The sequence below is a fragment of the Enterobacter cloacae complex sp. 6730903 genome (assembly GCF_048283985.1).
Taxonomy (GTDB): Bacteria; Pseudomonadota; Gammaproteobacteria; order Enterobacterales; family Enterobacteriaceae; genus Enterobacter; species Enterobacter hormaechei_C.
In genome coordinates, this window is record NZ_JBLVXX010000017.1 from 19,780 (window position 1) to 33,993 (window position 14,214).

Here is a 14,214-nt window from a genome sequence, read left to right on the forward strand (position 1 = left end):
AAGGAACGAAGCGCCTATGAAACCACGTCAGCGGCAGGCGGCCATACTTGAGCATCTGCAAAAGCAGGGAAAGTGCTCGGTAGAGGATCTGGCCCACTACTTTGACACCACCGGCACGACAATACGCAAGGACCTGGTGTTGCTCGAAAACTCCGGCGCCGTCATTCGTACCTACGGCGGCGTGGTGCTCAATAAAGACGAAGCCGACCCGCCTATCGACCACAAAACGCTGATCAATACCCACCAGAAAGCGCTGATTGCCGAAGCCGCCGTCAAATTTATCCAGGACGGCGATTCCATTATCCTCGACGCAGGCAGTACCGTCCTACAGATGATCCCGCTGCTCAGCCGCTTTAATAACATCACCGTGATGACCAACAGCCTGCACATCGTCAATGCCCTGTCAGAGTTCGACAGCGAGCAGACCATCCTGATGCCCGGTGGCACCTTCCGTAAAAAATCGGCGTCGTTTCACGGGCAACTGGCGGAGAATGCCTTCGACCACTTCAGCTTCGATAAGCTGTTTATGGGCACCGACGGCATCGACCTCAACGCGGGCGTGACCACCTTCAACGAGGTGTTCAGCGTCAGCAAAGCGATGTGCAACGCCGCGCGGGAAGTAATTTTGATGGCGGACTCGTCGAAGTTTGGCCGTAAAAGCCCCAACATTGTCTGTAGCCTTGAAAGCGTCGATAAGCTGATTACCGACGCAGGTATCGATCCGGCATTTAAAAAAGCGCTGGAAGCGAAGGGCATCGACGTGATCGTAACCGGAGAGAAAAATGAGTGATTTTCTGTTAAACGCAGGCCGTCAGACCCTGCTGCTGGAGCTACAGGAAGCCAGCCGCCTGCCGGAGCGTCTGGGTGAAGATTTTGTTCGTGCAGCCAACACCATTATCCACTGCGAGGGCAAAGTGATCGTGGCGGGTATCGGTAAATCCGGTCATATCGGCAAGAAGATTGCCGCGACGCTTGCCAGCACCGGCACCCCGTCGTTCTTCGTGCATCCTGCCGAAGCGCTGCACGGCGATCTGGGGATGATCGAAAGCCGCGACGTGATGCTGTTTATCTCCTACTCCGGTTCAGCCAAAGAGCTGGATCTCATCATCCCTCGCCTGCAAGAAAAATCGGTGGCCCTGTTAGCGATGACCGGCAAATCCCGTTCGCCGCTGGCGCTGGCCGCGAAAGCAACGCTGGATATTTCCGTTGAGCGCGAAGCCTGCCCGATGCACCTGGCACCGACCTCCAGCACCGTCAACACCCTGATGATGGGCGACGCCCTGGCGATGGCGGTGATGCAGGCGCGCGGTTTTAACGAAGAGGATTTCGCCCGTTCGCATCCGGCAGGTGCGCTCGGCGCACGCCTGCTCAACAAGGTTCACCACCTGATGTGCACCGACGATGCCATTCCGCAGGTTAAACTCGACACCAGCGTGATGGACGCCATGCTGGAACTGAGCCGCACCGGGCTGGGGCTGGTTGCGGTATGCGACAACGGCCGTCAGGTGAAGGGCGTCTTCACCGACGGCGACCTGCGCCGCTGGCTGGTGGGCGGTGGCAGGCTGGAAACAAACGTGTCGGAAGCCATGACCAAAGGCGGGCTGACGCTGAATGCCGACAGCCGCGCCATTGAAGCCAAAGAGGTGCTGATGAAGCGCAAAATCACCGCCGCGCCGGTGGTGGACGAGCACGGCAGGCTGTGCGGCGCGATCAACCTGCAAGACTTCTACCAGGCGGGGATTATTTAACTCTTCAGCCCCAGACGTTTCGCCAGCCTGTGAAGGTTGGCGACGTCCATCTCCAGCGCCCGCGCGCATGCCGCCCAGCTGCGGTTATTATGCTCCAGCGCGCGGGTGATCATCTGACGCTGGAACGCATCCGTCGCCTCGCGCAGATTTTCGTTCACGCTCTCAGGTATCACCGGCTTCACGGACGGCGTCGTTTCCTCATGCAGCGCGAAATGGCGCGCATGAATAACCACTTCATCCCCCGAACGCGTAGCCCGCGCCAGCACCACCGCGCGGTGAATCGCATGTTCCAGCTCACGCACGTTACCCGGCCAGCCGTAGCTCAGCAGGTGCGTCCTCGCGCCGGGGCTTAGCACCACGCGGGAAAGCCCCATTTTGAGCCGACACTGTTCGCAGAAAAAGCCCGCCAGCAGCACCACATCCTCGCCCCGCTCGCGCAGCGGCGGCACCGTAATCGGGAACACGCTCAGACGGTGGAACAGATCGGCGCGGAAATTCCCCGCCAGCACCTCTTCGCGCAGATCGCGGTTCGTCGCCGCCAGCACGCGCACATCCACGCGTAAGCTGCGATCGTCACCCACGCGTTGAATATCGCCATACTGCAACACCCGCAGCAGTTTGGCCTGGAGCGAAAGGGAGAGTTCGCCAATTTCATCGAGGAACAGCGTGCCGTTATCAGCCATTTCGAACTTGCCGCTGCGGTTGCTGATCGCCCCGGTAAAGGCCCCTTTGACGTGTCCGAACAGCTCGCTTTCCGCCACGCTTTCCGGCAACGCCGCGCAGTTGAGATAGACCAGCGGATTCACCGCACGGGGCGAGGCTTCGTGGATCGCTTTTGCCACCAGCTCTTTACCGGTGCCGGTCTCCCCGAAGATCAGCACGTTCAAATCAGACGCGGCGACAATCTCAATCTCTTTTTTGAGCTGCGCCATGCCCGGCGAAAGGCCGATCATTTCGGTGTGCGCCACCTGCTCAAACGCCGTCGGGCTACCCGGAAGAATATTCTGGCTCTCCAGCTGTTCTATCAGCAGGGCGTTGTTCAGCGCCCCGGCCGCCAGCGCGGCAATCAGCCGTAGCTCTTCGTCGCTGAAGGTATCGAACTGATCAGGCGACATGCCGTCGAGGGTTAACGCGCCAATCAGGTTCTGCCCGGCAAACAGCGGCAGGCCGATACAGGCGTGCACCTTCAGGCTCTCCTGTCCGGGGATCAGGCCGTCGTACGGGTCGGGCAGATCGCTGTCTGCCGGAAAACGCACCACGTCACCCGCACGGGCGATAGTTTCCAGACGCGGGTGGCCCTCCAGGGTAAAGCGCCGCCCGAGTACGTCCTTCGCCAGACCGTCGATAGCCAGCGGAATAAACTGCCGCCCTTCGTAACGCAGCAGCGCCGAGGCATCGCAATCCAGCACGTGGCGCAACGTGGAGATCAGCCGCTGAAAGCGGTCCTGATGACCAATACCGGTTTGCAGTTCTATGGCGATCTTCGCCAGCACATCTACGGAAAAGCTCATCTCTGCCTCACTGTCATTTTGACAATGCATAGTGTCATATTGACAATTTTTAAGATAGTCAAAATGACTACCCATTAGGGAGCATCAAAATATAAATACATTATTTTCAATGAGTTAAAAAGTTGGCACGCAACTTGATATATGACAGTCATCTTATTTGAAAACGCCGTATTAAGTTGAGGTTGCTATGTCTATTCTGGTTAAAAATAACATTCATTGGGTGGGTCAACGTGACTGGGAAGTACGTGATTTTCACGGGACGGAATACAAAACGCTGCGCGGCAGCAGCTACAACAGCTATCTCATTCGTGAAGGTAAAAACGTCCTGATCGATACCGTCGATCACAAATTCAGCCGCGAGTTCGTGCAGAACCTGCGCAGCGAAATCGATCTGAATGAGATCGACTACATCATCATCAACCACGCGGAAGAGGATCATGCCGGGGCGCTGACCGAGCTGATGTCCCACATTCCGGATACCCCAATCTACTGCACCACCAACGCCATTGACTCCATCAACGGTCACCACCACCATCCGGAGTGGAACTTCCACACCGTGAAAACCGGCGACACGCTGGATATCGGCAATGGCAAAAAGCTGATCTTCGTGGAAACCCCAATGCTGCACTGGCCGGACAGCATGATGACCTACATGACCGGTGACGCGGTGCTGTTCAGTAACGACGCCTTCGGCCAGCACTACTGCGACGAACGTCTGTTCAACGACGAAGTGGATCAGACCGAGCTGTTCGAACAGTGCCAGCGCTACTACGCCAACATCCTGACCCCGTTCAGCCGTCTGGTCACGCCAAAAATCACCGAGATCCTCGGCTTCAACCTGCCGGTGGATATGATTGCCACCTCCCACGGCGTGGTATGGCGTGAAAATCCAACCCAGATTGTCGAACTGTACCTGAAGTGGGCGGCGGACTATCAGGAAGATCGCATCACCATCTTCTACGACACCATGTCCAACAACACCCGCATGATGGCGGACGCCATTGCCCAGGGCATCAACGAAGTGGACCCGAACGTGGCGGTGAAAATCTTCAACGTGGCGCGCAGCGATAAGAATGAGGTACTGACCAACGTCTTCCGCTCCAAAGGCGTGCTGGTGGGTACCTCCACCATGAATAACGTGATGATGCCGAAAATTGCCGGACTGGTGGAAGAGATGACCGGCCTGCGCTTTCGTAACAAACGCGCCAGCGCCTTTGGTTCACACGGCTGGAGCGGCGGCGCGGTAGACCGTCTCTCCACCCGTTTACAGGATGCCGGTTTTGAGATGTCCCTGAGCCTGAAGGCGAAATGGCGTCCGGATCTCGACGCGCTGGAAATCTGTCGCCAGCACGGTCGCGACATTGCCCGCCAGTGGGCGCTTGCGCCGCTGCCGGAAACCGCACCCGCCGCAGCGGTTACGCCGGAAGCCGTAGCAGAAGCCGCTCCTGCCGCTGCCGACCTCGGCCCTTGCATGCAGTGCAGCGTCTGCCAGTGGATTTACGATCCTGAGCTGGGCGAGCCGTTGCAGGATGTCGCGCCGGGTACGCCGTGGAGCGAGGTGCCGGACAACTTCCTCTGCCCGGAATGTTCCCTCGGGAAAGACGTCTTTGATGAACTGGCAACGGAGGCAAAATGAGCCACGGCATCGTCATTATCGGCTCGGGCTTTGCCGCCCGCCAGCTGGTGAAAAATATCCGCAAACAGGATGCTAACGTGCCGTTGACGGTGATCGCCGCCGACAGCATGGATGAGTACAACAAGCCTGATTTAAGCCACGTCATTAGCCAGAATCAGCGCGCCGACGATCTCACCCGCCAGACGGCGGGGGAGTTTGCCGAACAGTTTAACCTGCGTCAGTTTCCGTACACCTGGGTCACCGACATCGACGCCGACGCCCACGTGGTGAACGCGAAAGATAAAACCTGGCAGTACGACAAGCTGGTGCTGGCGACGGGGGCATCGGCGTTTGTGCCGCCGGTTGAGGGGCGCGAGCTGATGGTCACGCTCAACAGCCAGCAGGAGTATCAGGCCAGCGAGACCCTGTTACGCGACGCCACGCGGGTGATGATTGTCGGCGGCGGACTGATTGGCACCGAGCTGGCGATGGACTTCTGCCGGGCGGGAAAATCCGTTACCCTGGTTGACCACGCGGCCAGCATTCTGTCAGCGCTGATGCCGGCAGAAGTAAGCAGTCGCTTACAGCATCGTCTGACCGACATGGGCGTGCATCTGCTGCTGAAATCGCAGTTACAGAGCCTGAGCAAAACCGAAACCGGCATTTGTGCGACGCTCGACCGCAACCGCAGCGTGGAAGTGGATGTGGTTATTGCGGCGACGGGGTTGCGCCCGGAAACCGCGCTGGCGCACCGCGCAGGCGCAGAGATCAATCGCGGCGTGAAGGTGGACAGCTACCTGCAAACCACCCAGCCGGACATTTATGCCCTGGGCGACTGCGCGGAAATTAACGGCCAGGTGCTGCCGTTCCTGCAACCGATTCAGTTAAGCGCCATGTTCCTGGCGAAAAACCTGCTCGGCGGCAACGCCCCGGTGAAATTACCCGCCATGCTGGTGAAGGTAAAAACGCCGGAACTACCGCTGCATCTCGCAGGTGAAACGCAGCGTCAGGATCTGGACTGGGAGATTGTCCTTTCGCCTCAGGGCATGGTGGCGCGCGGCACCGATACCGACGGTCAGATGCGCGCCTTTGTCGTCAGCGAAGACAGAATGAAGGAGGCCTTTGCGCTGCTGAAATCGTTACCGGCTTAACCCTCGTCATGCCGGGTGGCGCTCCGCTTACCCGGCCTACAGTACTGCCACGCTTACTTAACCTTTGGATTTTGTTGTCCACCGCCCCGATGTCCCGGGGCTTTTTTTTCAGGCTCAGGAACGCAACACCAGCGCGTCATAACCGCGCCAGCGGTAATTCGCCATCGAGATCAGCCAGCAGGCGACAAACAGCCCGACCACCACAAATCCGGCATCGCCCAGGTTATCGTTCACCGCGCCAATCAGATCCCACACGCCACCGCTGAGGGCGAACTTGTCCATCAGCAGACCCAGCGCTTCCAGGCCGCCGATAAACAGCGCCACCACCACCGAAGTGCCGGTGATGGTCATGTTGTAGTACAGCTTGCGCTGCGGCTTGTTAAACGCCCAGCCGTAGGCGCCCACCATCAGCAGGTTATCGAGCGTATCCACCAGCGCCATGCCGCTGGCGAAGAGCGCCGGGAAGATCATGATCGACCACACCGACATCCCGCTGGAGGCGCTGGCGGCGGAGATCCCCAGCACGCCGATTTCGGTGGCGGTGTCGAACCCCAGGCCGAACAGGAAACCGACCAGGTACATCTGCCAGCTTTTATTGACGAGGCGGAAGGTTTTGCCGAACAGCCAGTTCATGACGCCGCCCTGTGCAGGCAGCGTGATATCCCCCTGCACCGGCCTGCCGCGTTTCAGCGCCTGAAAACTGCGCCAGACGCCGCGCAGGATCACCATATTCACCAGCGCCATCGCCAGCAGGAAGGTGGCGGAGACGGCGGTGCCAATCAGGCTGCCGGTTTCGTGGAACCATGCCATGTTTTTCTGAAACGCCGTGGCGGTAGCGGCGATGGCAATGGAGGCCAGCACCACGATGGTGGAGTGTCCGAGTGAAAACCATGCGCCCACGCCGGACGGGCGCTTACCCTGCTGCATCATCTTACGCGTCACGGTATCAATCGCGGCGATATGGTCGGCATCCACCGCGTGGCGCAGTCCGTAACACCAGGCCAGCAGGCTGGCCGCCATCAGCGCCGTACTGCCGCTAAAGGTGTGCCACGCCAGCCCCCAGGCCAGCAGGTTAGCCATCCCGAGAGCCAGCAGCAGGCACGCTGCACGAGGTTCATTGCGTAAAAGTCGTAACATTTTAAATCCTTTGTGAACATGATCGGGCGGCAGCAACCACCGCCTGCCCGAAGGAGATCGCTCCGTCGCCTGCGGGCAGGCGCGAAGGAAAAAGAAGCGTGAAATCAGAAAGGTAGTGACGAAGGCGCGCGCGCAGCAGGCGGTTGTGAAGGACGCCGCCGCTGAAGCACACCGTAGAGAGCGACCGTCGGCGGGCATGCGTTGCCGCCAGTTCGCTCAGCCCTTTTGCCAGCGCATCGTGAAAGGCCCAGGCGCGCTCGCCGGGTTCCGCCCGCCAGGCCAGCCACTGCTGCCAGAACAGCGCAAGGTTATCCGTCTGGAGCGTCACCGGATGATTAACCCCTGCACAGCGTTCGGCCAGCGCCTCCAGCCGGCACGCGGCTTCGCCCTCATAGCGTTGCGTTTCAATACCCAGCGCACAGGCCACGGCGTCGAACAGACGACCACAGGAGGAGGCCCGCGGCGCATTGATACCGCGCGACACAGCCGTTGCCAGCAGCGGCCAGTTTTGACGCTGTACCACCTCCGTTTCCGGGTACTGCTGCCAGTCAGGTACGAACGCCAGACAGTGGGCGAGCAAATTGCGCCACGGCTGTTTTGCCGCCAGATCGCCCCCCGGCAGCGCAACGGCTGGCAGACCGCCCAGCCGTTCGCAGTCGCGATAGTTCACCCGCAGGCACTCGCCGCCCCACAGCGCGCCGTTCTCGCCTATGCCGATCCCGTCCAGCGTCAGGGCAATAACATCCCCGCCGTCGAGCGGCCAGCCATTCTCCGCCAGACACGCTGCCGCATGCGCATGATGATGCAGCACGGTCTCAACGGGCAGCGCCTGCGCCCGGGCCCACTGTCGGGCGTGATATCCCGGATGGGCATCGCACACCACGCGCTCAGGCTGAAAGGCGTAGATGTCCTGCATCGTCGAGAGCGCGCTGCGCCACTGCGCCTCTACCCCCTCGTCGCTCAGATCGCCAAAATGCTGGCTCAGTACCGCCTGGTTGCCACGCACCAGGCAGAAGGTGTTTTTCATCTCCGCGCCGGTGCATAACATGGGCGGGATGTCGCGGAATCCGGCGGGCAATGTGATGGCATCCGGCACAAAACCGCGTGCGCGACGCAGCATCGTGCCCTCCTGGTCCATCACTGAATCATCCATCCGTTGCAGGATGTCGCGGTTGTGCAGCAGGAAGCCGTCAGCGATGTCACTGAGTTCTTCCAGCGCCTGCTGGTTGCTTATGGCGGGTGGATGGCCGCTGAGGTTGCCGGAGGTCATCACCAGCGGGCGCTGGCAGTCCAGCATCAGCAAATGCTGGAGCGGGTTCGCAGGCAGCATCACGCCAACCGTATTCAGCCCCGGCGCAATCTCCTCAGGAAACACAGGAAGGCAGGCTTTTGGCGTCAGCACAATCGGCGCAGCGGGTGAACGTAACAGCGTCTGGATGGCCTCCGGCAGATCGTCCGCATGCGGGATCATCACCGCCAGCGGCCTGGTCGGGCGCTGCTTGCGTGCCCGTAATTTCCGAACCGCCTGCGGGTTAAGCGCGTCGCAGACCAGGTGAAAACCGCCCAGCCCTTTCACCGCCACAATCCCGCCGCCTTTCAGCATCGCCACCGCCGCGCTTAACGCCGATTGGCGGGTGGCAATAGTGTCTCCGGCTCGCCACTCCAGCTGCGGTCCGCAGTCCGGGCAGGCCACCGGCTGGGCGTGAAAACGCCGGTCAGCCGGGTTGCGGTACTCCGTTTCACAGGGCACACAGAGCGGGAATGGCGCCATTGACGTGGCCGGGCGGTCATAGGGCATGGCGCGGATAATGGTAAACCGCGGCCCGCAGTGGGTGCAGTTGATAAAGGGGTAGCGGTAGCGACGTTCGCGGGGATCGCGCATCTCCGCCAGGCATGCGGGACAGGTGGCGGCATCCGGAACGATTTGCGTGTCCATCGCCCCACTCTCGCTGTGGCGGATGACAAACTCGTCCGGCAGCGTCGTCCAGCTGAACGGCTGTGTTTCAACGCGATCGATGCGCGCCAGCGGTGGGCAGTCCTGGCGCAGTCTCGCGGTAAAGTCACCCCCACTGCCCGCGAGACGCACCAGGACACCCTCTCCGTCGTTGCAGACGTCGCCTGCCAGCCCCAGCTGCTGCGCAAGCTGCCAGACGAAAGGACGAAATCCTACCCCCTGCACCTTGCCGCGTACCCGAAGCTGTACGCCGTTAACGCGCATCGCAATTTAAAACAACAGCGATGACGAGGTGTCGAACGCCGCGCGGCGGCGTTTTTCGGCACTCATCTGTTCGAGCTTGTCGCGATCGACGCAGACCAGCGCGTGCGTCGGACAGGCTTCCATACACGCCGGACCGGCGTCGCGGTGGTAGCAAAGGTCACATTTATTGGCTTCGGCTTTCTCCGCGCGCACGCTCAGCCCGATACCGCTGTTGCGCACCACCGGGCGAACCACCACCTCCATCGCGCCATACGGACACGCCACCACACAGGTTTTGCACCCGATGCAGCGCTCCTGCATCACATGCACGAAGCCTTTCTCGCGCTTAATCGCCCCGTTCGGACAGACGTTGGCGCACGGCGCGTCTTCGCACTGGCGACAGATAGCGGCGGTAGAAATATTCACACCTTTAATGACGTGGATACGCGGCAGGAAGGTATCAGGAGTGAGAGAGGCGCAATCCTGCTCTGCCTGATGGGACACCACGCACGCCACTTCACAGGTACGGCAACCAATGCATTTGCTGGCATCGGCCATAATAAAACGGTTCATCTGCTTCTCCGGCATAACTGTTATGCGCGAAGCTATTCATAAACCGTGCCAATATTTAATGCATTGATTTTATAGGGAAAATAAAAAGAGAAGGATCTGTCATCGTCATTAGTGACGATGACAGATGTCGACGTCAGCGATGCGGGCCGTCAATGACGGAGTCGCGCAGGATAAGCTCGCCGGAGAAGGTTTGCTGAGGCTTAAACTCGCCGCCGTCGAGCATGAAAATCAGGCGGCTGATGGTCTCCTGGATCATCTCCGTTACCGGAATACGCACGCTAGAGAGGGACGGCACGATATAGGGCGCGATTGCCACGTCGTCAAAGCCAATGACGGACACTGCGCCCGGCGTGGCGACGCCGCTCTCGTGCAGCTGCCTGATGGCGCCAATCGCCATATCGTCGTTACTCGCCACCAGCGCGGTAAACGTTTCGCCGCGGGTGAGCAGCTGAGAGACCGCCGCCGCGCCGCTGGCCGGGTTCCACTTCCCTTCGGCGATCAGCGCGTCGCGAACTGCAATCCCGTGCTGCGCCAGCGCGTCCCTGTAACCGGAAAGACGCTCCACCCCGGTGGGGGAATCCAGCGAGCCAGTGATAAACGCAATCTCCCGGTGGCCTTTCTCAATCAGCTGCGATACCGCGTCCTGACACGACGCTTTATGATCGGACCAGACGCTGTGGCTGCTGTTTTTCCGCAAACGGCGGTTGAGCACCATGATCGGCTGCTCGCATTTCTCAATAATTTCGTCCAGCGCTTCCACGCTCAGAAAACGCGGGTAGATGATTACCGCGTCGCAGCGCATGTCGAGCAGGTACTGGATCGCCTCGCGCTCCTCTTCGGCGCTGTGCTTGCCGTCCGCCAGGATCAGCTGACGCCCCTTCTCTTCCGTCATCCGCGCGGCGTTAAACAGCAGCTCGCTAAAGTAGACCCCATGGTACAGGGTGTTCGTCACCACCAGCCCCAGGGTCTGGGTGCGTTTGGTCGCCAGGTTTCGCGCCAGCAGATTGGGGCGATACCCGCTCTCTTCGATGGCCTGAAACACGCGGTCTTTCGTCTCCTGGCTGACGTAACCGTTCCCCGACAACACCCGGGATACTGTCGCTTTCGACACGCCTGCCCGCTTCGCCACTTCCAGCATCGTGGTCATATTATTATTCCGTCTGAACCTGATGGGCGCAGTGTACTGCACCGCAGAAAAATTGTCGCAGCGGCGTTATCACGCTTTTTACGGCCACGAGTGATCGTCATCACGAAACGAAAAAATGCATAAAAAGTGGTCTTGTTTCATTAAAAGAAACTCATGATGATTATGTGAAACCGGTTTCCTACATTTCACACAACGATAACAGGATCACATCCGATGGCAAAAAATTACGCTGCGCTGGCAAACGACGTTGTCAGCGCGCTGGGCGGTAAAGAGAACATCGTCGCCGTCATCCACTGCATGACGCGCCTGCGCTTCGTTCTGAAAGACGAAAGCCTTACCGACGCCGCACGCCTGAAAAGCATCAGCGGCGTGCTCGGCGTGGTGCGCAACGACAACCAGTGTCAGGTGATCATCGGCAACACCGTGTCCCAGGCATACCGTGAAGTGGTGAGCCTGCTGCCCGCTAACCTGCAACCTGCCGTAGCGGAAGGTCCACAGAAGCTCACGCTGCGCCGGATTGGCGCCGGGATCCTCGACGCGCTGATCGGCACCATGTCTCCGCTGATCCCGGCGATCATCGGCGGGTCGATGGTCAAGCTGCTGGCGATGATCCTTGAGATGACCGGCGTGCTGGGCAAAGGCGACCCGACGCTGACGATCCTGACCGTTATCGGTGACGGCGCGTTCTTCTTCCTGCCGCTGATGGTGGCGGCGTCCGCAGCGGTGAAGTTCAAAACCAACATGTCGCTGGCGATTGCCATCGCGGGCGTACTGGTTCACCCGAGCTTTATCGAACTGATGGCCAAGGCCGCGCAGGGCGAGCACGTTGAGTTCGCCTTCATTCCGGTGACGGCGGTGAAATACACCTACACCGTTATCCCGGCGCTGGTGATGACCTGGTGCCTGTCGTACATCGAACGCTGGGTGGATCGCATTACCCCGGCGGTGACCAAAAACTTCCTCAAGCCGATGCTGATCGTGCTGATTGCCGCCCCGCTCGCCATCGTACTGATTGGCCCGCTGGGGATCTGGATCGGCAGCGCCATCTCCGCGCTGGTCTACACCATTCACGGCTATCTGGGCTGGCTCTCCGTTGCCATTATGGGCGCGCTGTGGCCGCTGCTGGTGATGACAGGGATGCACCGCGTGTTTACGCCGACCATCATCCAGACCATTGCCGAAACGGGCAAAGAAGGGATGGTGATGCCGTCGGAAATCGGCGCCAACCTGTCGCTCGGCGGTTCGTCGCTGGCGGTGGCGTGGAAAACCAAAAACCCGGAACTGCGCCAGACGGCGCTGGCCGCGGCGGCCTCCGCCATCATGGCGGGGATCTCTGAACCGGCCCTGTACGGCGTGGCGGTACGCCTGAAGCGTCCGCTGATTGCGAGCCTGATCAGCGGTTTTATCTGCGGCGCGGTGGCGGGCATGGCCGGTCTTGCCAGCCACTCGATGGCGGCGCCGGGGCTGTTCACCAGCGTGCAGTTCTTCGACCCGGCCAACCCGATGACCATCGTCTGGGTGTTTGGCGTGATGGGTCTGGCGGTGGTGCTGTCGTTTGTGCTGACCCTGCTGTTAGGGTTTGAGGATATCCCGGTAGAAGACGAAGCCGAAAAAGCACGCGCCCTGCAAACCGCACCGGTACAGAACAAAGCAGCAGAAGCATAAACTGAAAGCGAGGTAAGAATGTCTGTTTTTCCACAAGGATTTTTATGGGGCGGCGCGCTTGCCGCCAACCAGAGTGAAGGGGCTTACCGTGAAGGCGGCAAAGGACTGACCACGGTCGATATGATCCCCCACGGCGCAAACCGTCTGGCGGTAAAAGTCGGCAAGGAAAAACGGTTTTCGTTGCGGGACGACGAATTCTACCCGAGCCACGAGGCGATTGATTTTTACCATCGCTACAAAGAAGACATCGCCCTGATGGCGGAGATGGGCTTTACGGTGTTCCGCACCTCGATTGCCTGGAGCCGCCTCTACCCGAACGGCGACGAACCGCTGCCGAATCAGGAAGGCATTGCCTTCTACCGCGCGGTGTTCGAGGAGTGTAAAAAGTACAACATCGAGCCGCTGGTGACGCTCTGCCATTTCGACGTGCCGATGCACCTGGTGACGGAGTACGGCTCCTGGCGCAACCGTAAGATGGTGGATTTCTTCGCCCGCTACGCCCACACCTGCTTTGAAGAATTTAACGGGCTGGTGAAATACTGGCTGACCTTCAACGAAATCAACATCATGCTGCATAGCCCGTTCTCCGGCGCGGGGCTGGTGTTTGAGGAAGGTGAAAACGAAGATCAGGTGAAATACCAGGCCGCGCACCACGAGCTGGTGGCGAGCGCGCTGGCGACCAAAATCGCCCACGAGGTGAACCCGGAAAACCAGGTCGGCTGCATGCTGGCGGGCGGCAATTTCTACCCGTACTCCTGCAAGCCGGAAGACGTGTGGATGGCGCTGGAGAAAGACCGCGAGAACCTGTTCTTTATCGACGTGCAGGCGCGCGGCAGCTATCCGGCCTACTCCGCCCGCGTGTTCCGCGAGAAAGGCGTGGTGATTGTCAAAGACCCCGGCGACGATGAACTGCTGAAAAACACCGTCGACTTTGTCTCGTTCAGCTATTACGCCTCGCGCTGCGCGTCGGCGGACATGAACGCGGGCAACACCAGCGCGGCGAACATCGTGAAGTCCCTGCGTAACCCACACATTCAGGTGAGCGAGTGGGGCTGGGGCATCGACCCGCTCGGCCTGCGCATCACCATGAACATGATGTACGACCGCTACCAGAAGCCGCTGTTCCTGGTGGAAAACGGCCTGGGGGCGAAGGACGTCATTGATGAAAACGGCGAGATCAACGACGACTACCGCATCAGCTACCTGCGCGAGCATATCCGCGCGATGGGCGACGCGATTGAGGACGGCGTACCGCTGCTGGGCTACACCACCTGGGGCTGCATTGATCTGGTATCGGCCTCAACGGGGGAAATGAGCAAGCGCTACGGGTTTGTGTACGTCGACCGGGACGACGCCGGAAACGGCACGCTGGACCGCAAGCGCAAGAAATCGTTCTGGTGGTATAAGAAGGTGATTGCGAGTAACGGGGGGGATCTGGAGTAGCCTGTTGCCCTCACCCCAGCCCTCTCC

General features: G+C 59.9%; 11 protein-coding genes. 6 read left to right on the top strand and 5 right to left on the bottom strand.

Going from position 1 to position 14,214, the window contains the following annotated elements; translation table 11 throughout:
- The first annotated feature begins 16 nt into the window (after positions 1-16).
- Both srlR and gutQ read left to right on the top strand, forming a co-directional pair.
- Positions 17-790 (top strand): glucitol operon DNA-binding transcriptional repressor SrlR, encoded by a 774-nt coding sequence (gene srlR / locus ACNQ0W_RS11315; RefSeq protein ID WP_015571676.1) that lies wholly within the window; start codon positions 17-19, stop codon positions 788-790.
- Positions 783-1,748 (top strand): arabinose-5-phosphate isomerase GutQ, encoded by a 966-nt coding sequence (gene gutQ / locus ACNQ0W_RS11320; protein WP_062933546.1) that lies wholly within the window; start codon positions 783-785, stop codon positions 1,746-1,748. Before srlR ends, gutQ begins: the two co-directional genes overlap by 8 nt.
- On the opposite strand, the gene norR is transcribed toward gutQ, so the two are convergent.
- Positions 1,745-3,259, bottom strand: coding sequence for a nitric oxide reductase transcriptional regulator NorR (norR, locus tag ACNQ0W_RS11325; RefSeq protein ID WP_062933545.1), 1,515 nt, complete (start codon positions 3,257-3,259; stop codon positions 1,745-1,747). The genes gutQ and norR overlap by 4 nt on opposite strands.
- Positions 3,260-3,446: 187 nt before the next feature.
- Between norR and norV the strand changes: the two genes are divergently transcribed.
- Positions 3,447-4,895, top strand: coding sequence for an anaerobic nitric oxide reductase flavorubredoxin (norV, locus tag ACNQ0W_RS11330; RefSeq protein ID WP_417933195.1), 1,449 nt, complete (start codon positions 3,447-3,449; stop codon positions 4,893-4,895).
- The gene (gene norW / locus ACNQ0W_RS11335) at positions 4,892-6,025 is read left to right on the top strand and encodes an NADH:flavorubredoxin reductase NorW (protein WP_062933544.1); all 1,134 of its coding nucleotides are present in this window, start codon (positions 4,892-4,894) and stop codon (positions 6,023-6,025) included. The genes norV and norW overlap by 4 nt, the downstream gene beginning before the upstream one ends.
- A gap of 114 nt (positions 6,026-6,139) precedes the next feature.
- Here the strand turns inward: norW and ACNQ0W_RS11340 are convergent, their stop codons facing one another.
- The 4 genes from ACNQ0W_RS11340 to ACNQ0W_RS11355 form a co-directional block, all read right to left on the bottom strand.
- Positions 6,140-7,162, bottom strand: a complete 1,023-nt coding sequence (locus ACNQ0W_RS11340; RefSeq protein WP_062933543.1) for a HoxN/HupN/NixA family nickel/cobalt transporter — start codon at positions 7,160-7,162, stop codon at positions 6,140-6,142.
- Position 7,163: 1 nt separating this feature from the next.
- Positions 7,164-9,380, bottom strand: a complete 2,217-nt coding sequence (gene hypF, locus ACNQ0W_RS11345; RefSeq protein ID WP_062933542.1) for a carbamoyltransferase HypF — start codon at positions 9,378-9,380, stop codon at positions 7,164-7,166.
- A gap of 6 nt (positions 9,381-9,386) precedes the next feature.
- The gene (gene hydN / locus ACNQ0W_RS11350; protein WP_017382793.1) at positions 9,387-9,932 is read right to left on the bottom strand and encodes an electron transport protein HydN; all 546 of its coding nucleotides are present in this window, start codon (positions 9,930-9,932) and stop codon (positions 9,387-9,389) included.
- A gap of 133 nt (positions 9,933-10,065) precedes the next feature.
- A complete protein-coding gene (locus tag ACNQ0W_RS11355; RefSeq protein WP_323358203.1) occupies positions 10,066-11,103 on the bottom strand; it encodes a LacI family DNA-binding transcriptional regulator in 1,038 nt (345 codons plus the stop codon).
- A 189-nt stretch (positions 11,104-11,292) separates the two neighbouring features.
- Between ACNQ0W_RS11355 and ascF the strand changes: the two genes are divergently transcribed.
- Positions 11,293-12,744: a PTS cellobiose/arbutin/salicin transporter subunit IIBC gene (gene ascF, locus ACNQ0W_RS11360; protein ID WP_116329999.1), complete on the top strand. Its 1,452-nt coding sequence runs from the start codon at positions 11,293-11,295 to the stop codon at positions 12,742-12,744.
- Between the two features lie 18 nt (positions 12,745-12,762).
- Positions 12,763-14,187, top strand: a complete 1,425-nt coding sequence (locus tag ACNQ0W_RS11365; RefSeq protein WP_062933539.1) for a 6-phospho-beta-glucosidase — start codon at positions 12,763-12,765, stop codon at positions 14,185-14,187.
- Positions 14,188-14,214: the final 27 nt, after the last annotated feature.

Excerpts from the sequence above, each read along its gene's own strand:
- srlR (WP_015571676.1), top strand. The coding sequence starts at position 17 with ATGAAACCACGTCAGCGGCAGGCGGCCATACTTGAGCATCTGCAAAAG.
- gutQ (WP_062933546.1), top strand. The coding sequence starts at position 783 with ATGAGTGATTTTCTGTTAAACGCAGGCCGTCAGACCCTGCTGCTGGAG.
- norR (WP_062933545.1), bottom strand. The coding sequence starts at position 3,259 with ATGAGCTTTTCCGTAGATGTGCTGGCGAAGATCGCCATAGAACTGCAA.
- norV (WP_417933195.1), top strand. The coding sequence starts at position 3,447 with ATGTCTATTCTGGTTAAAAATAACATTCATTGGGTGGGTCAACGTGAC.
- norW (WP_062933544.1), top strand. The coding sequence starts at position 4,892 with ATGAGCCACGGCATCGTCATTATCGGCTCGGGCTTTGCCGCCCGCCAG.
- ACNQ0W_RS11340 (WP_062933543.1), bottom strand. The coding sequence starts at position 7,162 with ATGTTACGACTTTTACGCAATGAACCTCGTGCAGCGTGCCTGCTGCTG.
- hypF (WP_062933542.1), bottom strand. The coding sequence starts at position 9,380 with ATGCGCGTTAACGGCGTACAGCTTCGGGTACGCGGCAAGGTGCAGGGG.
- hydN (WP_017382793.1), bottom strand. The coding sequence starts at position 9,932 with ATGAACCGTTTTATTATGGCCGATGCCAGCAAATGCATTGGTTGCCGT.
- ascF (WP_116329999.1), top strand. The coding sequence starts at position 11,293 with ATGGCAAAAAATTACGCTGCGCTGGCAAACGACGTTGTCAGCGCGCTG.
- ACNQ0W_RS11365 (WP_062933539.1), top strand. The coding sequence starts at position 12,763 with ATGTCTGTTTTTCCACAAGGATTTTTATGGGGCGGCGCGCTTGCCGCC.